The 22,956-nt window shown below is 38.0% G+C and carries 21 protein-coding genes; 10 read left to right on the top strand and 11 right to left on the bottom strand.

Translation table 11 applies throughout. From position 1 onward, the window contains the following. The first annotated feature begins 159 nt into the window (after nucleotides 1-159). Entirely contained in the window at nucleotides 160-1,401 is a 1,242-nt protein-coding gene (gene fabF, locus DEU40_RS02315; protein ID WP_110008354.1) for a beta-ketoacyl-ACP synthase II, read from the top strand. 138 nt (nucleotides 1,402-1,539) lie between these two features. Here the strand turns inward: fabF and DEU40_RS02310 are convergent, their stop codons facing one another. Genes DEU40_RS02310 through DEU40_RS02300 form a run of 3 tightly spaced genes read right to left on the bottom strand, consistent with a single transcriptional unit; the run spans nucleotide 1,540 to nucleotide 3,800 of the window. Beyond that, nucleotides 1,540-2,019 carry a hypothetical protein gene (locus DEU40_RS02310; RefSeq protein WP_227941155.1) on the bottom strand — a complete coding sequence of 160 codons (480 nt, stop codon included), beginning with the start codon at nucleotides 2,017-2,019 and terminating at the stop codon, nucleotides 1,540-1,542. A 21-nt stretch (nucleotides 2,020-2,040) separates the two neighbouring features. Beyond that, entirely contained in the window at nucleotides 2,041-2,460 is a 420-nt protein-coding gene (locus DEU40_RS02305; protein WP_181397926.1) for a Dabb family protein, read from the bottom strand. Between the two features lie 11 nt (nucleotides 2,461-2,471). After that, nucleotides 2,472-3,800, bottom strand: coding sequence for a porin (locus tag DEU40_RS02300; protein ID WP_110008352.1), 1,329 nt, complete (start codon nucleotides 3,798-3,800; stop codon nucleotides 2,472-2,474). A 237-nt stretch (nucleotides 3,801-4,037) separates the two neighbouring features. Here DEU40_RS02300 and DEU40_RS02295 point away from each other — a divergent pair, with 237 nt between their 5' ends. Next, on the top strand, nucleotides 4,038-4,724 hold the full coding sequence (locus DEU40_RS02295) for a response regulator transcription factor (RefSeq protein WP_110008607.1): 687 nt from the start codon (nucleotides 4,038-4,040) through the stop codon (nucleotides 4,722-4,724). Next, nucleotides 4,721-6,094: a sensor histidine kinase gene (locus DEU40_RS02290; protein ID WP_110008351.1), complete on the top strand. Its 1,374-nt coding sequence runs from the start codon at nucleotides 4,721-4,723 to the stop codon at nucleotides 6,092-6,094. Before DEU40_RS02295 ends, DEU40_RS02290 begins: the two co-directional genes overlap by 4 nt. A 31-nt stretch (nucleotides 6,095-6,125) precedes the next feature. Here the strand turns inward: DEU40_RS02290 and DEU40_RS02285 are convergent, their stop codons facing one another. Both DEU40_RS02285 and msrB read right to left on the bottom strand, forming a co-directional pair. Continuing rightward, nucleotides 6,126-6,881 carry a murein L,D-transpeptidase catalytic domain family protein gene (locus DEU40_RS02285; RefSeq protein ID WP_062673223.1) on the bottom strand — a complete coding sequence of 252 codons (756 nt, stop codon included), beginning with the start codon at nucleotides 6,879-6,881 and terminating at the stop codon, nucleotides 6,126-6,128. Between the two features lie 127 nt (nucleotides 6,882-7,008). Further along, entirely contained in the window at nucleotides 7,009-7,455 is a 447-nt protein-coding gene (gene msrB / locus DEU40_RS02280) for a peptide-methionine (R)-S-oxide reductase MsrB (protein WP_228406425.1), read from the bottom strand. Between the two features lie 142 nt (nucleotides 7,456-7,597). On the opposite strand from msrB, the gene DEU40_RS02275 reads away from it, so the two are divergent. Together DEU40_RS02275 and DEU40_RS02270 are read left to right on the top strand one after the other, a co-directional pair. Next, on the top strand, nucleotides 7,598-8,842 hold the full coding sequence (locus DEU40_RS02275) for a DUF445 domain-containing protein (RefSeq protein ID WP_110008350.1): 1,245 nt from the start codon (nucleotides 7,598-7,600) through the stop codon (nucleotides 8,840-8,842). A 28-nt stretch (nucleotides 8,843-8,870) separates the two neighbouring features. Next, nucleotides 8,871-9,761, top strand: coding sequence for a hypothetical protein (locus DEU40_RS02270; protein WP_110008349.1), 891 nt, complete (start codon nucleotides 8,871-8,873; stop codon nucleotides 9,759-9,761). Nucleotides 9,762-9,791: 30 nt separating this feature from the next. Here the strand turns inward: DEU40_RS02270 and DEU40_RS02265 are convergent, their stop codons facing one another. Then, the gene (locus DEU40_RS02265; protein WP_110008348.1) at nucleotides 9,792-10,829 is read right to left on the bottom strand and encodes a quinone-dependent dihydroorotate dehydrogenase; all 1,038 of its coding nucleotides are present in this window, start codon (nucleotides 10,827-10,829) and stop codon (nucleotides 9,792-9,794) included. Between the two features lie 354 nt (nucleotides 10,830-11,183). After that, nucleotides 11,184-11,891, bottom strand: coding sequence for a pseudouridine synthase (locus tag DEU40_RS02260; protein ID WP_110008347.1), 708 nt, complete (start codon nucleotides 11,889-11,891; stop codon nucleotides 11,184-11,186). Nucleotides 11,892-12,176: 285 nt separating this feature from the next. Between DEU40_RS02260 and DEU40_RS02255 the strand changes: the two genes are divergently transcribed. Together DEU40_RS02255 and DEU40_RS02250 are read left to right on the top strand one after the other, a co-directional pair. Then, a complete protein-coding gene (locus DEU40_RS02255) occupies nucleotides 12,177-13,718 on the top strand; it encodes a glycine--tRNA ligase (protein ID WP_110008346.1) in 1,542 nt (513 codons plus the stop codon). An 82-nt stretch (nucleotides 13,719-13,800) separates the two neighbouring features. Continuing rightward, a complete protein-coding gene (locus DEU40_RS02250) occupies nucleotides 13,801-15,330 on the top strand; it encodes a hypothetical protein (protein WP_110008345.1) in 1,530 nt (509 codons plus the stop codon). 154 nt (nucleotides 15,331-15,484) lie between these two features. Here DEU40_RS02250 and DEU40_RS02245 read toward each other — a convergent pair whose 3' ends face one another. Beyond that, nucleotides 15,485-16,813, bottom strand: a complete 1,329-nt coding sequence (locus DEU40_RS02245) for a M48 family metalloprotease (protein WP_228406424.1) — start codon at nucleotides 16,811-16,813, stop codon at nucleotides 15,485-15,487. A 98-nt stretch (nucleotides 16,814-16,911) separates the two neighbouring features. Here DEU40_RS02245 and DEU40_RS02240 point away from each other — a divergent pair, with 98 nt between their 5' ends. From DEU40_RS02240 to DEU40_RS02230, 3 genes are read left to right on the top strand one after another with little or no spacing between them, the layout of a single operon-like run. Then, on the top strand, nucleotides 16,912-18,045 hold the full coding sequence (locus DEU40_RS02240; protein ID WP_110008343.1) for a serine hydrolase domain-containing protein: 1,134 nt from the start codon (nucleotides 16,912-16,914) through the stop codon (nucleotides 18,043-18,045). Between the two features lie 5 nt (nucleotides 18,046-18,050). Continuing rightward, nucleotides 18,051-18,662 carry a YdeI/OmpD-associated family protein gene (locus tag DEU40_RS02235; protein WP_110008342.1) on the top strand — a complete coding sequence of 204 codons (612 nt, stop codon included), beginning with the start codon at nucleotides 18,051-18,053 and terminating at the stop codon, nucleotides 18,660-18,662. 12 nt (nucleotides 18,663-18,674) lie between these two features. Beyond that, on the top strand, nucleotides 18,675-20,234 hold the full coding sequence (locus tag DEU40_RS02230) for a tetratricopeptide repeat protein (protein WP_110008341.1): 1,560 nt from the start codon (nucleotides 18,675-18,677) through the stop codon (nucleotides 20,232-20,234). Here DEU40_RS02230 and DEU40_RS02225 read toward each other — a convergent pair whose 3' ends face one another. The 3 genes from DEU40_RS02225 to DEU40_RS02215 are packed head-to-tail and all read right to left on the bottom strand — an operon-like array spanning nucleotide 20,235 to nucleotide 22,841. Then, the gene (locus DEU40_RS02225; RefSeq protein ID WP_110008340.1) at nucleotides 20,235-21,149 is read right to left on the bottom strand and encodes a hypothetical protein; all 915 of its coding nucleotides are present in this window, start codon (nucleotides 21,147-21,149) and stop codon (nucleotides 20,235-20,237) included. Between the two features lie 8 nt (nucleotides 21,150-21,157). Next, nucleotides 21,158-21,970, bottom strand: coding sequence for a hypothetical protein (locus DEU40_RS02220; RefSeq protein WP_110008339.1), 813 nt, complete (start codon nucleotides 21,968-21,970; stop codon nucleotides 21,158-21,160). A gap of 10 nt (nucleotides 21,971-21,980) precedes the next feature. Beyond that, a complete protein-coding gene (locus DEU40_RS02215; RefSeq protein ID WP_110008338.1) occupies nucleotides 21,981-22,841 on the bottom strand; it encodes a hypothetical protein in 861 nt (286 codons plus the stop codon). Nucleotides 22,842-22,956: the final 115 nt, after the last annotated feature.

Below are 22,956 nucleotides of genomic sequence, written 5' to 3'. Positions count from 1 at the left end.
TGCAGTAAATAATATGATTGATTATTCGTCTGCAGAGAAAGAAAATTGATAATATTGCAGTGCAAAAATTAGCTGATAAAAGAAGTAATTAAAATAAAACATGGGATAAACAGGGTTTATCTTATGAAAGTCTAATCTATTAAAAAATAGTAACTACATATGAAGAGAGTTGTCATTACAGGATTAGGTGCTGTGACACCTTTGGGAAATAATGTTGAAGATTTTTGGCAAAACAGTATTAAAGGAGTCAGCGGAGCAGGACTCATTACCCATTTCGATACGGAAAAATTTAAAGTACATTTTGCCTGTGAGGTAAAAGGCTTTGATCCAAAAGTATATCTGAATCATAACGAAATCAAGAGAAGTGACCTGTTTACACAATATGCCATGTATGCTTCTGCGGAAGCGATTCAGGATTCAGGTCTGGAGCTTGAAAAAATGGATCCCTTCGACACAGGAGTCATCTGGGGAACAGGACAGGGCGGAATGTGGACTTTTGAAAAAGAAGTAATGGATTTCGCTGCTGGAGATGGAACGCCACGTTTCAATCCTTTCTTTGTACCGAAGTTTATCGCCAATATGGCTTCGGGAATGATTTCTATGAAATATGGTCTTCAGGGAATCAATTATACAACAGTTTCTGCCTGTGCTACAGGAAATACGGCATTGATGGATGCCTTCAATTATATCCGTTTGGGAAAAGCCAAAGTAATCATCAGCGGTGGTTCTGAAGCAGCTATCACTCCGGCTTCTATCGGAGGGTTCTCTATTATGAAGGCCATGTCGACAAGAAATGATGATTTTACAACGGCCAGCCGACCTTACGATGCAGACAGAGACGGATTTGTAATGGGTGAAGGTGCAGGAGCCCTGGTGCTTGAAGAATATGAACATGCTGTTGCCAGAGGAGCAAAAATTTATGCAGAATTAGCAGGAGCCGCCATGACTGCAGACGCTTACCACATGACAGCACCTCATCCTGATGGCGTTGGAGCTATTAAAGCAATGCAGCTGGCTGTGAAAGAAGCAGGAGCCAATATGGAAGATATTGATTATATTAACCCTCATGCTACTTCCACTCCATTAGGAGATATGGTTGAATTAACAGCCATCAATAAAGCATTTAAGGGAAGTAAAAACCTTGATATCAGTGCCACAAAATCCATGACCGGCCACTTATTGGGTGCTGCAGGAGCGGTGGAAGCCATTCTTTCAATCAAAGCTATTCAGAATGGAATTATTCCTCCAACGATTAATCTTCACAATATTGATGAAAGTATTCCTAAGGATATCAATATCGTTTTCGGAGAAGCGAAAGAAAAGAACATCAATTTTGCGTTGAGTAATGCCTTTGGATTCGGAGGACATAATGCCACTGTAGTATTTAAGAAATTCAGCTAATCAGATTAAATAATTGAAAATCCCTGTATGAGAACCATGCAGGGATTTTTTATTTATTTTAAAATTTAAAAAGCAGCCAAAACTGACTGCTTCAAACATAACGAATTATATACCCCTTATAAAGAGATTGACTTGTAACTATTGAGCATCCGGGATAAAAAAATCATCGGCATTTTCAGCAATCGGAATATAGAGTCTCTCCCATTCTTTGCTTTTCACCATATCCCAGCTGTGGCCGGTTCCTTTAAGGTCTTCTGCAAGAAGAACTACTCCCGGTTTAATCATAAAAGTAGAACCATCTGTTACTTTAAATCGTATATTGCCCTTGATGGTAATCACATATTGTCTTCTGGGAGCCGGATGTGCATTTTTTTCCCACTCCTCCGTTTTATTGCTCATCCAGAATGTTGTGGTATTCATATGTTTAAGAGTAGGTATTTTCCCTTTCTCAAAAGAGCATGAGCCGTCAGGATTATTAATTAATCTTATGGCAGGAATAAACTCAGTGGAGCTCTCCGCAGTAACGCTCACATGGTTGTGTTTTTTATGTTGTGCATTCATAAATCCTACAGTACTTACTACTAAAACAAGGCTTAAGCCCTTAATGATGTTTTTCATTATAAATTTAAATTTTTATTTTTAATTATAAACAGTATCGTAAACCAGCATTCTGTCAAAGAATGGTTTATATTTCTGAACCAAAGCAAGATGTTCAGGAAGTTTCCCATACGCTTCAAGCTCTTCCAGACTATCGAATTCCATAGAAGCATTATAAGTAAATGTGCTGTCTAAAACGCTTCTCGGGCTGGAAGCTGCCGGCTTTCCGTAACGGAGATTCTTCTGATAAGGAAGCTTTTTAAGGCCTTCAAAAAAATTTTCAAACTCTTTTACTTCAGGCCCGGAAAGGTCTTTTCTAAGCCAGAACAACAAATAATGGAAGTACACTTTTTTCTTTTTTTTAGGATTAAACATGGGTAAAGCAGAGGCAAACATATTTCCTGAGATCAGCAGCAAAGCAGAAGCCTGGACTGAGCGAAATAAAAATTTTCTTCTTTCCATTGTCATTTATTTTAATTAAAATCTATTCTGTATTTAAGGACAAACTGCCATTTCCGATCAGAAACTACGGCATTGTTTGAAGGGTCATTGGTGTAAACAGGTCTGTTCTGAGCGTCAAAGGTTAAACGGGAAGACATTCCGTTCATCAGCAGAGATATTCCTGCATCATAGATCACAGCATTATCATGAAGTCCTTTCAGATCTGACAGCTGCATTCCTACGGCAGGCTGAAGCTGAAGACTTTTCTTTTCTTTGTCCAGATAAGGCAGGGTTCCTCCCAGTTGTACATAATATGTATTTCCGGTTCCGATAACAGGCATTGCATTTCCTGCTCCATTCAGACTCGCTTGTGTAACATCTACAGAAGTCGCAGGATTATTGGTACCTACATACCGGATATAATTGGGTCCGTAGTCGTTATGCATCGCCATCCCATAAGCGCTTATTGACGTTCCTTTTTCTTTATTCAGTGGTGCATCATAAAATAAATCTACTGCAAAGCTTTTCATATCATCATTCACTGTATTTTTACCGGAATCCAGATGCCATAATGCATTGTGAATATAATCAAACCCCGCTCCCAGACTCAGTACATTCTTCTTCCCTACATAAGTTCCTGCATTAAAGGGAGTGGAAATATTTTCCTTGTCCAAAAAAGCATATCTGAAATATCCTGAGAAGTCTTTTCCGGGGGAGTTTTTACTAAAGGAAGCTACATTCAGTTTCGGATCAGAAGTTGCCATGGTATAAGGATCAGCCAGTACCAGACGATAATCAAATCTTCCGAGCTGTCCTTTAATATAGGCACTCAATTCCCTTACGGTATAATCTGTTGCTCCCGTATTGGAGGTTGCATAAGCTGGCAGGTCGTATAACAGCGTATTCAAAGGTCCTGTAGTAAATCTTGAAAGGCCGCGCCATGTAGAACGTCCTGCCCCAAAAGCAATTTTATCATTAAAAGCGTATTCAGCATAAGCATCCAAAAGGTCAAAATAGTTACTTCCTTTTGCATTGACATTCACGTTGGTAGTTCCACCCTGCAATACAAACATCAGCTTTTCTGTTGGTTTATAAGTCATTTTTACACGAACTCTTCTAAGCGAAAGGTCAGACAGGTCTGATTTTGCTTCGTTATTGACAAGGCTTCCAGGGTTAAGCTGGGTATATCTGGCCCACAATTCTGCATATCCGCTAAAGGAAATATATCTTGAGTGATCTTCATTGAAATAATGAGTCAATCCGGGATTATTAAAATCATTTTTTTTCTGGGCTTCTAATTTCCCCATAAGTCCTAATAAGGAAAACAACGCAATTGCTGTTTTGAAAGAGGTAGTCTTCATATTTTTCTATTCTTATCTTTTGTTGATTTCAACGGGACAAAATTAGATTGCTAAAAGGCCGACAGGTATTAGAAATCTATTAGAAACCTTATAGAAAACTATTAAAAGGGGGAATGTTTTCTGATAAAAGAAAAATATAAAATACCTTTGTACAGTGCTTTGGGAATAAATGAAAGTCAGGCTTTTAAAATCAAAAAAACGCTTGAAAACCAACACCCTTATTCATCGTATTTCTTTATGAAAATTTTAATTGTAGAAGATAATTCACGCGTTTCAAGCCTTTTGAAAAGAGGGCTGGAAAGCCAGCAATATCAGGTTTATATTTCGGAAGATGCAGAAGATGCGATTGTCCTGCTGAATAAAATAACATTTGATCTGGCCATTACGGATATTATGCTCCCGAAAATGAGTGGTATTGATCTGTGCAAACTGATCAAACAGCAATATCCTGACCTCCCCATCATCATGCTTACCGCTCTTGGAACGATTGATGAAAAAATTGAAGGATTTGACGCCGGGGCAGATGACTATATGGTGAAACCTTTTGAGATTAGGGAGCTCTATGTGAGAATCAAAGCCATTCTGCAGAGAAGATCAATTAAAAATAAAGAAGCCTATCTGAACGATCTGGAATATTATGACCTGAAAATTGATAAGAAATTTAACAGGGTTTTCAGAAACGGAGTGGAAATAGAACTCACTCCCAAAGAATTTAAACTCCTGGTATTTCTGGTAAGCAATGCCGAAAGAATTCTTACCCGTGAAGAAATTGCCGAAAATGTGTGGGGAAATCATTTCGACACAGGAACCAATTATATTGATGTCTATATTGCTTATTTACGAAAAAAGATTGATAAAAATTTTGATCATAAACTGATTCATACCAAACCCGGAGTAGGATTCATTTTTGCTTCACAATTATGAAAATAGCAACCCGAACAGCACTCATTTATTCCATCCTTACGGCAGGCATCCTATTTTTGTTTGCCTACGTTCTTTATTTTGTTTCTGAAAAAAACAGAGAAGATGAATTCAATGACCGGCTGGGATACAAAGTGATCTGGCGTTCAGAATTTATATTTGATGCCAGAATCAGTGATGAAAAAATCCGTGAACTTCACCAGCGTAACCAAAAACTTCTGAATGAAGCAGACATCAGTGTTTATAACAGCAAAAAAGAGCTTACCTTCACAGATGTTCCTCCTCTCAAAAGCAATGAAAAATACCTGAACAAAATTACCCGGTCCCATAAAAACAGAATATTCTGGCAGCAGGGTGACCGTCAGTATATTGCCATGCAGTTTCCATCCAACGGAGAAAAATATTATATCATCGGAAGCGCAGTTGATGTTACGGGAAAAGCCCATATTTCTGAGTTTAAAAAAGATATTATCATCATCTACATCAGCTCCATTGTTATCATCTTTATTATAGGATTTCTTTTTTCCTATTATACGCTTAAGCCTTTAAAGGATATCATTCTCCAGATCCGTGATATTTCAGAGCACAACCTTAATAAACGGCTGGATATTCCCAAAGCAAAAGATGAGATTTATGAACTAACGGAAACTTTTAATTCTACCTTCAACAGACTTGAAAAATCCTTCAACAATCATAAGCAATTCGTCACCACTATTTCCCATGAGTTCCGGACACCTCTTTCTACCTTAATTGCTGAGCTTGAGCTTGCCAAGGAACTTAACGTGACCCTGGATGACTATAAGCTTTCTATTGACAATGCCCTGCAGGATGCCAATGATGCTTCGGAACTATCTTCTGCTCTTTTGGATTTTGCCAGAGCCAGCTATGATGTATCACAAATCAGTTTTACCAATCTACGTCTGGATGAGATTTTGGCAGAAGCCAAGCTTGCATTGCTGCAGAAAAATGCCAGTTACAAAATCGGGATCAATTATATGAGCAATGCCTCAGATGATGATGAAAACAATTATGATTTTTATGGCAATCCTTACCTGCTGCAGGTTGCTTTTTCCAACTTAATAGAGAATGCCTGTAAATATTCGGCAGACAAAAGCTGCCATATTGAGATAGAAACCCAACAGGAACATATCAAAATCCATTTTATTGATCATGGGATCGGTATTTCAGAAAAGGATCTTTCAAAAATTTTTGATCTTTTTTACCGCGGTTCCAATAAGAGTTTCGAAAAAGGAAACGGAATCGGTCTTTCCATTGTAAAAAGAATTGTAGAAATACACGAAGGAAAATTGACTATCAATTCTGAAGTATCCAAAGGAAGTGTATTTACTGTGGAATTTCCTTCCAAAAATTAAAAAGCAGTCAAAAATGACTGCTTTTTTAATCTTACGCTTTCAACCATTCTGAGGAAGAAAGATAATTCTGATCAGGATAATAGATGAACAGACAGTTTTTGCCTTTAATCGTATTGATTATAGATTGTGTCAGTTCTCTTGGGACGGCAGGGCATCCCCAGCTTCTTCCGATTCTTTTGTGCATCGCAGCAAATGCATCACTCACATAATCCGCACCATGCATTACAATTGCTCTTCTGTATGCAGCATCATTAAAGCCCTTATCCATTCCCAATAATTTCAGAGAGTATCCGTTATCACCCTGATAGGTTGCATCCGTGATATAAAATCCCAGGCTGCTCTGCAGCGAACTTTCCTTGTTAGAAAAATTCGTCGCAAATTCTTCGCCGGTATTTTTTCCGTGTGCTACCAATGAGTTGAACAGAACTTTTTTGTCTTCGAGGTCAATGATCCAAAGTCTTTTTGTGTTAGAAGACATAGAAAAATCGCAGATAGTCAATAAATGCGAGTCCTGGGTAAGCAATCCTGCTTTTTTTAAATTTTCATAGCCAGTCAATGCTTTTGAGAACACATCATAATTCAGTTCATGCCCCGGCTCAAATGCAATGGATTGGTACAGTGCTTCTGATGAAGACACTGCTGCAGTGTTCTTCTCAGATTTCGTTTCAGCTACTTTTTCAGTTTTCGTTGTTTTCACATTCTCACTTTTCGCCACCACTTTTGGGGAAATGTAGAATGAAGTCGTCACCATGTAAACAAGGCCTAATACGCTATAAAATCCTTTCATTCAATACTATATAAATCCAAATTAGTGGGGCAAAATTATAAAAACATAACTACCAAGGGGTTATAACTCTACAAAGTTTAACGCTATTTAAGAAACTTTAACGTCCTGATTTTGTGAATTAAAGCATTTATTTTTGAGAATCCGGAACGAATTCCAGGCTTACAGAATTCATACAATATCTTAATCCTGTAGGTTTCGGACCGTCATCAAAAACATGTCCCAGATGGGAATCGCATCTTTTGCAAAGTACCTCTACTCTATCCATACCGTACGACTGATCTCTTACATAATAGACTCCTTCTTTATCAGCTTCAAAGAAACTCGGCCAGCCGCAGCTGCTGGAAAATTTTGATGTCGAACGGAACAGATGATTTCCACATACCGCACAATAATATTCTCCTACCTCATCAAATTCGTAATATTTTCCTGTAAAAGCTCTTTCTGTTGCCGCTTCTCTGGCTATTGCGTATAGATCCGGAGCAAGGATTTTTTTCCATTCTTCATTGGAAACATTGAGTTTTGAAGTATCTGTTCTGGAGTAATATGGATTGCTTTTTGCTTGTGTATTTTCCATAGGAGTTTTTTTAATAGGTTCATATTTCTGCGTACATGCCTGCAGAATAATTAATTGGGTTATTGAAATTAAAAATTTCATCGTAAATTTTAATTCTTTAACCACGAATGGTTTCATAACCAAATTTAGTAAATTTGAGAATATGAATGACGAAGCAAAAAGAAAACAACTTAGAAAATATAAAGCATTTGCCACCGGATTATTTGTCCTGATGGCTGTTATTTTCATTGTTACCACTATTTTACAGAAGTCTGATAACTCTCACTGGATTGGCTATGTCCGGGCCTTTGCTGAAGCTGCTATGGTGGGGGCACTTGCTGACTGGTTTGCGGTAACGGCCTTATTCCGGCATCCTCTTGGCCTTCCCATTCCCCACACCAATCTGATTGAAAACAGTAAGCAGAGACTGGGAGACAACCTTGGAAATTTTGTAGTGGGGAACTTCCTTTCACCTCAGAATATTCGCCCTTACATCCAAAAGCTTAAAGTTTCCAATTTTGCCGGAGAATGGCTGGCAAAGGAAAAAAGCCAGGACATTTTGATTAAAAACCTTTCGGATATTGTTCTTGATATTCTCAATAAACTGGATGATTCTACAGTAAGCCAGTTTATCAGCAAAAAGGTGTCTGAAATGACGGATGATATCAAGCTTAACAAAGTGGTTGGAAACGGAATCGGTTATATACTGGAAAAAAATGATCACCAGAGAATCATCACCAATCTTTCAAAACAGATCAAAGAATACATCATTGAAAACGATGAAATGATCCAGGAGAGAGTAAAAAAAGGCAGTTATTCGTTCATTCCATCTTTTGTAGATAACAAAATTGCTGATAAAATTGCCGACGGACTTTCTGATTTTTTCAAAGAAATAGAAGAAGATCCCCAGCATGAAGTAAGAGCATTGATCACTCAGAAAATTCATGAATTTTCCGTTGATCTGAAAGAAGATCCGAAATGGGATGAGGAATTTAAAACGATTAAAAACGGTCTTCTCAAAAATGATAAACTGGATGAATATTCCAATGATATCTGGGTTTCCATTAAAAGGACATTGATGAAAGAACTTCAGGAGGAGGATTCCGCTTTGAAAAATTACCTTTCAAAAAATCTGAATGAGTTTGCCCGGAATTTAAAAACAGATGAAAACCTTCAGAATAAAATTGACCATTGGGTTCGCGTAACGGCTTATAAATACATTCTGAAAAACACTCATCAATTCGGAAACCTCATCAGTACTACCGTTGGGAACTGGCAAGGAAAAGAGCTCAGTGAAAAACTGGAACTGGAAGTAGGGAAAGACCTGCAGTTTATCCGGGTCAACGGAACGCTGGTAGGAGGTTTGGTAGGACTGATTATCTATACCATCGCACACTTCTTCATTTAAAAAAACTAAAATCCACGACAACTCAACCATGAAAAAAATTTTCAGTGTCTTCTTTTTCTTTTTCCTCACTTTTTTTATCGGTCAAAAAGTTGAATTAAAGAAAGTAACAGATTCTTCCCAGACTTTTACAGGAGAAATCGGAGGAATACCAATTACTGTTGAACTTAGCTACACTGGCATTGTCGATTGTGATCAATACCAGCATTATGTGGATGGATGGTATTATTATGACAAATACAAAAAGAAAATCCCGCTTACCGGAATATATGACTATTATGGAAATTTGTCGCTGTATAATTTTGGGACGAAACAAAAACAGAATTCGAAGCTTTTGAAAGAGCAGATCACTTCTCTTCAGAAAGTGGAAAAGACGGATGAAATAGCCCAGAAATTAGCCCCAAAGGAATCTATTGTATTTGAAAATAGCAGCCGGAATACCAACCCTGTTCCCGGACATTTTTATCTGAATGGAAAAGCTCAGCCTGCAAAATTGTTTACAGGCAATACGATGATCTACCGTCTCAACAATTATCTGTACTTACCGAATAACAAGAAAATCAACACCTATGATTTCATCAATAAAGCAGGTGGAAACGAGCTAATATCTTATTCCTCAGGAGAAAACGGGAACAGGATTTTACTGTATTTTGAGGAAATATCAAATTTTAATGCCTGCGGGCAATGCGGGGCAAGCAATGGAGAGAAAGGCTACCGGGTTCTTTACTTCACAAAAGACTGGAATTATAAAAGCTATGAAGAATTCCTGACTGAGAGCTGCCGCGAAAATATATATGATGTTAGCAAAACGAAATCCAAAGATAAACAAACGATTATCTATAAAATCGGTAAATCCGAAAGCACTCCACCCCATACGCTTACAGTAAATATTAAAAACGCATCTGTTGTAAAGTCAAAATAAAAAAGAGAGTCATATCAACTCTCTTTTATTTTATCTCGGTAACCTGGTGGCTCTTTTTAGTAATTCCTGATTGATGTCGTTAATCAGTTCCGGGCCTTCATAAATAAATCCAGTATATAGCTGAACCAGTGTAGCCCCTGCATCCAGCTTCTCCATCGCATCCTTAGCAGAGTGAATTCCTCCTACTCCAATGATTGGAAATGCCCTGTTACTTTTATCAGCAAGGTATTTGATCATTTTTGTACTTCTCTCACGGATGGGTTTTCCACTTAATCCACCATTTCCTATCTGTGCTAAAACTTCCGGAGACGTTTTCAGCCCTTCTCTGTTCACGGATGTATTGGAAACTACAATACCATCTATTTTTGTTTCTGCGATCAGTTCAATAATTTCATCTAACTGATTGTTATTCAAATCCGGTGCAATTTTAAGCAGTATAGGTTTCTGTACAGATTTTGACTGGTTTATCTTTTTCACTTCCGTAATCAGTTCTCTCAGATAGTCTACATCTTCCAGTTTGGCGTGGCTTCCTACATTCGGGCAGCTCACATTCAATACAAAGTAATCTACATGAGGATGAAGACCTTCAAAACAGTCTAAGTAATCCTGGGTATAGTTTTCCGGGTTTGTATCTGTATTTTTTCCGATGTTTCCACCGATAATTATTTTTCCTTTATTGGATTTCAGTTTTTCAATAGCTGCTTCAAGACCATCATTATTGAATCCCATTCTGTTGATGATTCCGCCATCTTCAATCAAACGGAACAATCTTTTTTTAGGATTTCCGGCTTGCGCTCTTGGAGTTACCGTCCCGATTTCTACAAATCCGAAACCAAGATCTCCCAATTCGTTAAATAACACTGCATTTTTATCGAAACCAGCAGCCAGTCCTACAGGATTTTTAAATTTCAATCCAAAGACTTCTCTTTCCAGACGTTTGTCTTCAATAGGTTTGGGTAAAAACAGTTTGGTAAGAAATCCAAAATTTTTAAGCATTGAAAATGTAAAATGATGAACTTCTTCAGGATCAAATTTGAAAAGGATCGGACGAATGAGCGATTTGTACATTGAAAAAAAGTTTTACAAAATTACTCATTTTAAAATTAATGTTGGATTGATGTATGATATTTTATCGAAATATCTCATATATAGCATCTATAACATATACATATTGGTAAGATAATTTTTTTAAACGCTACGATTGCAAAGAAATAGGACAATCATGAAAACATTTGGTTCGCAAGGGCGTTTCACTAAGCGAAGTACACATTATCAGTCTTTGCTGAACGAAGTGCACTCCCGATCGGAAATAAAAGCTATTTATCAATAACTTTGCGAGCATTGCGTTAAAACAATAGAAACAGAGAAATACCTTCACCATCCTTGTCAAGGTTTAAAACCTTGACAAGGATATTTAAAATCTTAAGGTTTTAATGAAGAGTACGCACTCAGATCGAATTTCAGGATATCTCCTACTCTTTTGAACTCTTCATCTATAGTGGCATTTATTGTAATTCTCTCATTAGAAACAGGATGGTTAAAAATCAACTGATGGGCATGAAGCGTCATTTTGTTGATGTCAAATGTCTGAAGCCACAATTTATTTTGTTTGTTACAGCCATGTTTGCGACAGCCCAGGATCGGATGGAGAATATGTTTAAAATGTTTTCTCAGCTGATGAAATCTTCCCGTTTCAGGAATGGCTTCTACCAAAGAATATCTCGAAGTCTGGTGTTTTAAAAAAGGCAAATCTATTTCTGAAGTCTGCAAACGGCGATAGTTTGTAACGGCATTTTGCTTAACTTCATTTTCATTAACCAAGTCATAATCAATCGTTTCTTCTTCTTTTGTCCAACCCCGAAGAATGGCCAGATATTTCTTCTCTACATCGCGTGATGCAAACTGCTCGCTCATGATTCTAAGAGTATCTTTATCCAGAGTAAAAAGCAGAACCCCCGAAGTTTTCCGGTCTAACCGATGTACGGGATACACTTTTTGCCCGATCTGTTTCTTCAACTCCTGAATAGCATATGTATCAGCTTCTCCGGCATAAAAAGATTTATGAACCAGTAATCCGCTGGGTTTGTTGATGGCAATAAGATGCTCGTCACGATAAAGAATTTCTAACATCCGGCAAAAGTAAAGATTTTTCGATTGATATTATATGCTGCCATCTTTGTAAACCTAACAGGTTTAGACATTCCTTTATCAATAGCCCCGATCTGAGAGAAAATCCCGCAGTGAGGCGGCGGCGCGAAGCAGAGCCGCCGAGCGAGGAATTGCAACGGAGAGCGGGTTCCCGGCTCCTGAAAAATTAAATTGTCAATATTTATCTGTTTATTAACTGCTTTTTTTATTGAATCTCATGATTTTGGATCCAAATTGCTATTTTTGCATTTCAGACGTAAAAAAATTATGGCAAAGCAAGAAGATGTTTTCAAGAAAGTGATTTCTCACGCTAAAGAATATGGTTTTATTTTCCCATCGAGTGAGATCTATGATGGTTTATCCGCTGTTTATGATTATGGACAGAACGGTGCTGAACTAAAAAATAATATCAAACAATATTGGTGGAAAGCTATGGTACAGCTTAACGAAAATATTGTCGGCATTGATTCGGCGATCCTTATGCATCCTACAACCTGGAAGGCATCGGGCCACGTAGACGCTTTCAACGATCCATTGATTGATAATAAAGATTCTAAGAAACGTTTCAGAGCAGACGTTTTGGTGGAAGATTATTGTGCTAAAATTGAAGATAAAGAGAATAAGGAAATCGAAAAGGCAGCTAAAAGATTCGGTGAGGCTTTCGATAAAGATCAGTTTGTATCTACCAATCCAAAAATTATTGAATACAGAGCAAAAAGAGAGGCTATTCTTTCAAGACTGGCAAAATCTCTGGAAAATGAAGACCTTGCTGATGTAAAAGCTTTAATTGAGGAGCTTGAAATTGCAGATCCTGATACAGGTTCTAAAAACTGGACGGAAGTAAGACAGTTCAACCTGATGTTCGGGACAAAGCTTGGTGCTTCTGCTGACAGTGCTATGGATCTTTATCTGAGACCTGAAACGGCTCAGGGTATTTTCGTTAACTTCTTAAACGTACAGAAAACTTCACGTCACAAGCTTCCTTTCGGTATTGCACAGATCGGTAAAGCATTCAGAAATGAGATTGTTGCGAGACAGTTCATTTTCAGAATGCGTGAATTCGAACAGATGGAAATGCAGTTCTTTGTAGCTCCGGGAACAGAACTTGAATTCTACGAACAGTGGAAGCAGAAACGTCTGAACTGGCACAGAGCTTTAGGTTTGGGAGATGAGAACTACAGATTCCACGATCACGAAAAGCTTGCTCACTATGCTAATGCTGCGGCTGATATTGAGTTTAACTTCCCATTCGGATTTAAAGAACTGGAAGGTATTCACTCAAGAACAGATTTCGACTTAAAAGCTCATGAGAAACATTCCGGCAGAAAGTTACAGTTCTTCGATCCTGAAAGAAACGAAAATTATGTTCCTTATGTAGTGGAAACTTCAGTAGGTTTAGACAGATTATTCCTTTCCATATTCTCTCATTGTTTAAGAGACGAAGTGTTGGAAGACGGTTCAGAAAGAACGGTTTTATCTTTACCTCCGGCATTGGCACCCATTAAAGCAGCTATTCTTCCATTGATGAAGAGAGATGGTTTAGCAGAATATGCTGAAAAGATCTTCAATGATCTGAAATATGATTTCAACCTGTTCTATGAAGAGAAAGATGCCATCGGAAAACGTTACAGAAGACAGGATGCCATTGGTACTCCATACTGTATCACTGTGGATCACGATTCTCTTACAGATCACACGGTAACCATCAGAGACAGAGATACGATGCAGCAGGAAAGAGTTCCTGTTTCAGAGCTGAGAAGAATCATTGATGAAAAAACGAACTTCAGAAATTTACTTTCTCAATTATAGTTACAAAGCCCTGGTTTCAGGGCTTTTTTATTTTTCGCAACATATGGGTTAATTTATTATTTTTATCCCTCAAATTTTAACCATGAAAAAAATAACGCTGATGATGTTTGGTCTGATCCAGACATTTGCTTTTTCCCAAACTCAGGACCTGACAACTCTCGCTGCCGGCGACCATGTGGGGATGAATGCTCTATTCGATGATAAAGACAATCTGTACGGTTACGTTTCTCTCTATTCTTATGGTAAATCCGGTGACAAGACCAAGAAATTTGAGTATGTAATTCTTGATAAAAACCTCAACCCTGTTGCCAATAAAGAGTTTGAGGGAGATATCACGGCTGCTTCTTATCTGGGATATGTTGATTTTAAAGGTCAGATTATTTTAAAGCCTTCCATGATGGATTATTCTCTTGTGAAGAGCAAAGAAGTCTTTACTCCGGTTTCTATGGTAATCGATCCGAAAACCAACTCTATTACCCGAAAAATATATTATGATTATCTGGAAAACGGCACTTTCAAAGAGATCAACGAACCGAAGAGCTGGAAAGAACAACGTAAGGAAAACCGTGATGAGAAAAAAGAGAAAGGCTATAACTACGTTTCTGCGGTAGGAGAACTGAAAGAAGGCGGTTATTTTGCTGTTGAATACAAAGATTACGGCAAGTATGAAAACAGCAACAGCCTCATGAGGTTTGATGAAAACAAAAAGGAAATCTGGAGGTATCAATACAACACAGACGGCAGCAAAAAACTGTACACTACCCTTTCTGTTCTGGAAAGGGATGAGAACAATATGTACTGCATTATGAAAAAAGTGAATGACAAGCAGAAAACATTCAGCCTCATGGTTCTTGATATGAAAACCGGAAAAGAGAAATCCAGCAAACCCATTACCGGATTATCTGATGATACCATAGACAATATTGAATCTTTCTACTCCAATTACAGAAAGCTTGATAATGATAAAACCTTTGATGATAAAGTAGTTTTGCTGGGAAGAAACTATGATAACTCAGAATCAGTAGGGTTTGCGAGAATGCTCCTCAACAAATCCGATTTCTCTGTAGATACGAAAACAATTAATTACGAGCCCAACATCTCTGCTTTTCTCCCGAAGCTCAATAGAAATGGTATGGTAGAAAGCGGATACATGCTTCAGACTAAAGACATGTACTTTATGAATGATGGAAGTGTGGGTATTTTATCAGAAAAGTATAAGCCGGCCGGTCAGTATAACGCACCAAAGACGACTGATCTTGTGTACATCTACACGGATAAGGATTTTAAAGTGAAAAATGTTCAGGTTTTTGAAAAGGAAAAATCAAAATGGGTGAACAGCGATTATCTGTTTTCACAGTACCTTAACGGAGGAAAAGATGTGGTGTTTTTCTATCGTGACTATCAAAAAGATGAAGTCACCAAACAGAAAAGATGGAATCTGTTTATCAATACCATTATTGATGGAAAATTCAAACAGGAGATTATTCCGATCTCTGAAAAGGACAATTATGCCGTTACGCCGTATGTAGGAAAAGAAGGTTATATCCTGCTCCGGGAGTATAACGAGAAAGAGAAATTCAATAAAATCCGTTTGGAGAAATTAAATTACTAAAATAATAAGAACCCTGACGAAACATCAGGGTTCTTTCTTCATGTTTTGACCTAAGCCAGCGGGATTTTTATTATTTCAAAAACGGGTTCCCTTCCACTAAGCTCAGGACAATAGCCCGTTCCTATCTTGATATTTCAATCATTTATAATTAAAATCAGTTTGCTTTTGCCAGCGTCTCATTCGTCTGATAAAAGTCTGCTATATTCTTTATTTCATCAAGGCTTAAGTTCCACATAAAGTTCAGAAACTGCTGGTAGCTTTCACTTTGATTTTTAGGTTCTATTCTATCCAGATACCGGTTCAGATTATAATTTTTTCTCGCCTCATATATTTTAGAGAAACATCTTCCCAGCCAGCTTTTATAATATTTTTCTTCCTCTTCATCCTGCAGAAACTGCATGGCAGCATAGATTCCCAGTCCGTAATCTTCCGAATGGAAATAATTGGGTAAAATCTCCATCCTTGCAGTTTTTCTTAATGTTAAAAAAAGATCTGAAGGTTTTTCCGGACTCACAGAAGTACCAAGCTCTGTAAAAGTCCTTTTAAGCGCTTCTATTCTTCTGGAAACTTCAGGATGCGATGCCAGAGAATCTTTGTTCAGCTTTTCTTTATAAAAGTTATAATTGTACAGGGAAAAATCTTCCTTTTTCATCCATTTCTCATTGAATGCCTGCCTGGGAAGATTAAACAGTTTTTTATAGGTTTCCACCTTTAATTCCCGGGGAGAGATCGTATCAAAATCCTGTAACCTCTGAAGAGCATTGACGAATTCTGTTTTCCTGAAATCACTGTTTTTAAAAATAACATACCCTAAAGAATCTGCCTGTATTTCATTTTGTCTTCTTTCCACGCTTTTCTTGTAGACTCTGTTTTTAAAAATATCGAAAGCCTTCTGGTTCTGGCTCTGGCTTCTGCTTGTCGTAGTGGATTTGATATTCTCAACCACCAGTTTGTCCTGTTTATCCTGTTCTATAATTTTCAAAAAAGTCTTCAGAGAGTGTTCCTCTATTTTATGTCCAAGTTCATGGGAAATCACTGCAGCAATCTGTTCCTCATTATTCAGCCAGCTGTAAAGCCCCATATTGATGACAAAAGTTCCGTCAGCAAGGCAATAGGCATTGGGAGTGTTGTCTTTGGCAATCAGAATTTTCAGATCGTGAGGAATTGTGGGATTATTCTTTTTAAGACGTTGAATCATAGACTGTATGCTGGTTTCAAATTCAGATTTAAAAATAAAATCCTTATTCTTCACCTGCTTTTCGAAATCAGTTCCGAATTCTTTATAAATTTTGGATAATTCAGAGCCTGTTTTCCCGGAATATTGGGACTTTAATCTCTTTACAGTTGCTTCATTATTCCCTTCAAAACTCTTTAAAAATGCTTTTCTCTGTATATAATCTGCAGTATCTATCGGTTTATACATCTGGGCTGTTCCCAGGATTGAAAACAGGAAGTACCCCAATACAAAAATTTTTCTGGTCATAGTTTTCATCAATAAGAACAAAAATAACTTATTTGCTGATTCATTTTAAATTTTATAACCAAATTATTTTAAATTTGTTAAAGACCCATTCATAAAAAATGAGAATACTAAAATATATGATAGGCGGGGCTGTAGCCGGTGCGGCAGCAGCTTATTTTCTGGGATATGATTATTTATTCAATGGCATTTCCAAAACCTATCTGAAAGGAAAATCAAGCGCCCATATTGATGATGGAAATCTTTTCCCGAGCAATCCTGTTGCAACAGAAGAACCCAAACTCTGGGAGGAAGATCCGGACTACAATAAAACAGAATTACCTAAACATTTAGTTGAAAACTTAAAACACTCCCGAACAGCAGCTTTGGTAGTGATAAGGAATGGAAAAATTCTTCATGAACAATACTGGGAAGGCTACAACCAGCTATCACAAACCAATTCTTTTTCTATGGCAAAAGCAGTGACGGTGATGCTTCTGGGAAAGGCACTGGAAGAAGGAATTATTCCAACTCTAGATGAAAAGTTCTCAGATTTTTATCCCGAATTTAAAAACAAACCCTTTGGAAATCAGGTTACCCTTAAGAATTTGGCCCAAATGGAAGCCGGACTGGACTGGAATGAAGATTACAACAATCCTTTTCTGCCCAATGCTAAAGCCTATTATGGAAAAAGCCTTGTAAAAGCTGTATTTTCCCGGAGATTTAAAGAAGAACCCGGAGTCAGATTTGAGTATCAAAGCGGCTCGACACAGCTTCTTGGTTTTGCACTCCGAAAAGCGTTGAATCAATCACTGGCCACCTATTTATCCGAAAAATTCTGGATTCCTCTGGGAATGGAACAGAATGCCAAGTGGAGTACAGATGATCACGGTATGGAAAAAGCCTATTGCTGTATTCATTCCAATGCAAGAGATTTTGCCAAACTTGGACAGCTTTTTCTGGATGATGGGAAAGCGGGAGATCATCAGATTCTCAATGCAGACTTCATTGAAGAGATGAGAACTCCTACTGAAAAGTCTCAAAACATTTATGGAATGGGACTTTGGATTAATCATGACAACCCCATCAAACATTATTATTTCCTGGGATTACAGGGACAATATATTATCATGGTTCCGGAGCATAATATGGTTATTGTAAAAACCGGGAGCTATTCCAGTAATCCTAAGAATGACAGAGGAAGACCTGACCAGGTAAAATTCCTTGTGAATGAAATTGTAGAACTATTCCGATAAACAGTATGGAAAAACATAGCGTAAAAGTTGATGAATACATTGAAAAATCTCCTGATTTTGCAAAACCTATCTTAAATTATCTTCGTGAAATCATTCATGAAGCCTGCCCTGATGCGGAAGAAGCCATCAAATGGAAGTTTCCCACTTTCATGTATAAAGGGAAGATTTTATGTTCCATCACCGCTTTCAAGCAGTATTGCAGCCTGGGATTCTGGCTGCATCAGGAAATGAAAACTTTAAAGGAAATAGAAACAAATACTGAAAAAAGTTCAATGTTCAGTTTGGGAAAAATAACCCGTCTTGAAGATCTTCCATCCCAACCTCAGCTGAAAAGAGCAATTAAAGAAGCCATGGAGCTTACAGATATGGGCGTAACGATGAAAAAAGCACCCCCATCCAGGATAGAAATGGAAATTCCTGATTATTTTCAATCTGCTCTGGATACTCAGCCGAAAGCAAAAGAAATTTTTGAAAAAGCTTCACCATCTTTCAGAAAAGAGTATATTGCATGGCTTACAGAAGCCAAAACAGAAGCTACCAGAAATAAAAGATTGGAACAGTCTTTGGAATGGATAGCCGAAGTTAAAGGCCGCAACTGGAAGTACCAGAAAAAATAAAAAACACACACAATGAAGAAAAAAATTATTCTCTTTTTCTTCCTGATTATTTCAATTTTTACATTCGCTCAGGAATTTGATTTTGAGGGACAATATAAGTATGCCCGTATACTATCGTCCAAAAATCCGGACAGCTCAGAAATTGTTCTGAATAAGATTATAGATTCTGCATGGAAAAGAAATCTCCCGGAATTTTTAGCAAAAGCTTATTATTTAAAGTCTTTCAACAGCTATCTGAGATCTGATGCTGAGAAAAGTCTTGATTTTGCAGATAAGGCGCTTACAATAGCTATACAAAGCGATTACAGCATCGGAAAGGCGCTCGCATACAGAATGCAGGGAACCCAGTACGCAAAGCTCGGTCTTCTTAAAGAGTCTTCTGCCAGCCTCCGAAATGCACTCGCTGAAGTAAAAAATAATAATACCGAGGAAGGACATGAGCTGAAAGGAATGATCTATAATTCTTTTTTGATCCTTCTTAACAAGGAACAGTATAAAGAGAAAGCGTATTATTCCAAAAGTGCCATCCAGGAATTTCAGAAGCTTAAAAATGTCAGCAGAAGAAATGAACTGTTAATTTCCGCTTATACCAATATGGGATATAATTTATCTGAGGTAAAAAAATTCAGGGAGGCCAAACCTTATTTTGTAAAAGCCCTTTCGCTGGTAGGGGAAAACAATTATTATCTTCGGGCAAACATCCTGAATGATATCGGATTTTCTTTTTCAAAACAGAATAAACCGGACAGTGCGGTGCTTTATTATCAGAAATCGCTGGCCATTGTAGATCGGTATGGATTCAATGAAAAAAAGATTGAGGTAACTAAAAATCTTGAAGAAGCCTATGCCCAGCTTCACGACGATACCAATACCAAAAAATATAAAATTGAAAATCTTAAATTAAAAGACAGTATTGCTTACAATAAGGCCATGGCCGTCAACAAAACACTTTCTAAAAAAGAAGAAAGTTTTAATCAGCAGCTCAATGAAAGCCATTCTGTCTCAAAAGGGCTTATTATTGCGTGTCTTGCTTTGATAATTATTTTAGGAGCTGTGATTTTCAAGACCCTCCGTCTCCGTAAAAAACATAAAGAAGCTGTTTCCAGAATTTACAGAGAAGGCATTTCACCCGTTATTTATGAGGAAGATCCACAGGAAATTTCTGAGGATATTCAGGCAAAAAATACCTCTACTCCAACAGAAATAAAAATTTCGCCGGAAGTAGAGGAAAACATATTACAGGGATTAAAAATATTTGAAGAAAACCTTGAGTTTAACAACAAAAACATTTCGCGTTACAATCTTGCCAACACATTGGATATCAACACAAAATATCTTTCAACGGTTATTAAGAAACATAAGAAATTCAATTTCAACCAATACATTAATCATCTGAGGATCAATTATATTATTAACCAGTTGAAAAATGAACCTCAATACAGAAAGTATAAGATCAATCACCTTGCAGAAATTACGGGATATTCCTCCCACAGTGCTTTTTCTCTTGAGTTCAAAAAGATTACGGGACTTCACCCGTCTGCTTTTATCAAAACCCTTGATGAAATCTCCTGATTACTGTTCTGCTATGGTAAGATTATTATAGCCACCCGTATTGTTGAGCGAAAAATTAGCGAGGTTTGAATTATTTAAATTAAACCAGATGTAAGGCATCAGCCTCTGCCCTGCTGTCATGTAGAATGAAGCAGTACAGTTACTTCCTGCATCAATATTTCCTACGCTGTTTGAGGACATGGTATTGGCACATTTTACGGTGTTGATAATATTGGTGACAGCCAGTCCGGCCGTGTTATCATAAAGCTGCCAGATGGCTTCTATCTGAATAGGATTTAAAGGATCTGTTGTATAATTAATGGCCAGCGGAGCCAGATCTGTAGTGAAAGTGGCTACATAAATTCCATTTCTGGGAGCTGTAAAAATACCTGTCGCAGCATTAAAGCTCGTCCCGGAATTGCTTTCAAAAGTTTTACTCCAGTCTACAAGATAATTGCTCGCTCTGTTCTGTAAACCCGCAGTTATAGTGGGAGCAGCAGGAGTTGCCAGTTTTACATTATTTGTCGTTTTGGCTGCAATAACGATTACTTTATTACTGGCAGGCTGTGCTGTGAGCAAAGGAAGCCATTCATTTCCATTGGAATATTCCACACCGTTGTTATACCGTACGGCACCCTCATCTGCGGCTGCAGCTGTAAGGGCAGATGTTCCAAAACCAATGGCTCCGTTTCCGGAATTTCTGGCATCCACTTTTACGGCTGGAACCAAAGTTCCAACTCCTATTTTCCCTGCACTGTTCACAAGGATATCATTACTCTGCTGGGCTGGAGTAAATACAGACCCTGAAGCAGGATTATCTTTTTGTCCGTCAATATGCAAAATGCCCTGCGGATTTGGGGTATTGATTCCAATTTGTGAAAATGCACACTGGAAGCTTAACGTCATTAAAATCAGTAAACAATTTTTTTTCATCATGTATGTTTTTATAATCCGAAAATACTTAAAGAGGTAAGCGTAGAATCGGTATCCAGGGTTTTTGAACTTCCCAGTTTCTGATTCAGGCTTACGGTAATATTATCACCCTGGTTCAGGTTGAAAATACCTGAGCAGTTTCCTGCGACGCGGTTTCCAATGGTATTGTTTCCGGGATAACTTCCTACACATTTGAAAACTTTACCGGTTGCGGAAGAGGTGGAATTGGTCTGGATCAAGGTTTCATATCTTGAATCGTCTGCAATACTTCCGGAAGCCAGTGAAAAGGTAAAGGATACAATATATACCCCAGCTTTTGAAGCTGTAAAAGTTCCTGTACCGGCATTGAAACTGCTGTTCACATCTGTTTTTTTAGTCCAGCCCGTAACGGCAGTCTGTACTCCATTGCTGAAACTTTGTATGGAAGCATTTTCGGCATCCACAAAATCATTGGGAGCCTTATGAGCCAGTGCTACCCAAGCTGTTCCGTTGGAATAGCTCAGATCCTGAGTTCCGGAATTATACCTCATCGCTCCTGCCTTTGCTGCAGATGCAGATTGTGAAGTTCCTCCGATTCCAATAGCATTCAGGCGTTCCCCTGATCTCAGATCCAGTCTTGTTTTGGGAGTTTTTTTTCCTACTCCTACATTTCCGGAAGAAGTAATGACTACGTCATCATAATAACTGGAAGGTATTGAAGTATTTGTATTTTTCTGTCCGTCAATGTGTACCGTTCCTTCCGGAGAAGACATATTGATTCCTATCTGAGCCTTCATCACTATGCTGCTGCAAATGACCAGGGCCAGTCCTAATTTTTTTATCATATTCAATGTGTTATTGTTCCAGAATAGAAAGATTTACAAAGCCATATTCATTGCTTGCAGAAGAAGTATCGGTTCTCAGACTCAGGTTGCCATTATAGACAGACTGATAGATATACGGCTGAAGCGTGTCTCCCTTATTGAGCTGAACGCCTGCAACGCAAGATCCTGCCACCTGTGCCTGTTTTGAGATATTGGAGTAAGATTTCACGCATTTTTTTACCGTACTGCTTCCGTTTACAACATATCTTGCTTCTGAAAAATAGCCTGAAACAATAGGAATTCTTACAAAGTCATACGTAAAAGAAATAAGATATACTCCTGTTCTGGGCGCTGTAAAAATACCTGTTCCGGGAGTAAAGTTTCCTGTCGGGTCGGAAACTTCTGTCCAGCCTGTAATACCTGTAGCAGTCTGATAGGGAATTTTAACAGCAAAGTTCGCTGCCTGAAGGTTGGCTACCACTACTGCCTTTGTTGGGGAAGAAATAAGATCCTGCCATACAATACCATCCGAATACTGCATCTTTCCACCATTCAGCGGATTATACCGTACAGCACCTCCGCCTGCAGCTGATGCTGTCTGACTGGTTTCTCCTATTCCGATTGCATTATCAGTATTGGTGGCTGAGCGCGTATCGATTCTGGTGGCCGGTGTTAAAGTTCCGATTCCGATTTCTCCGGTAGAAGTGATGGCAACATCATTGGAAATTTGGGTAGAGGATGGAGCTCCGGATGAGGGATTATCTTTGGCCCCATCCACATGGAAAATAGTTTGAGGGCTTGAAGTATTAATACCTACTTGAGCTTTTGAATAGCTTATGGTAAAGCATAAGGGAACCAGAATTCCCTTCATCAAAATACTTAGATTTTTCATTTAATTTGTGGTTTTAAAACGAGTACATTTCTTGGTCAAAGATAAATGTAAAAGCACGTCCCACACAATAGCCCCGCTTAAGACACAAACACTTAAAACATTGATAACAAGTAAA

Origin of the sequence: Chryseobacterium sp. AG844, from assembly GCF_003182335.1 — a bacterium.
Classification (GTDB): Bacteria; Bacteroidota; Bacteroidia; order Flavobacteriales; family Weeksellaceae; genus Chryseobacterium; species Chryseobacterium cupriresistens.
This window is presented reverse-complemented; position numbering and strand designations above follow the sequence as displayed.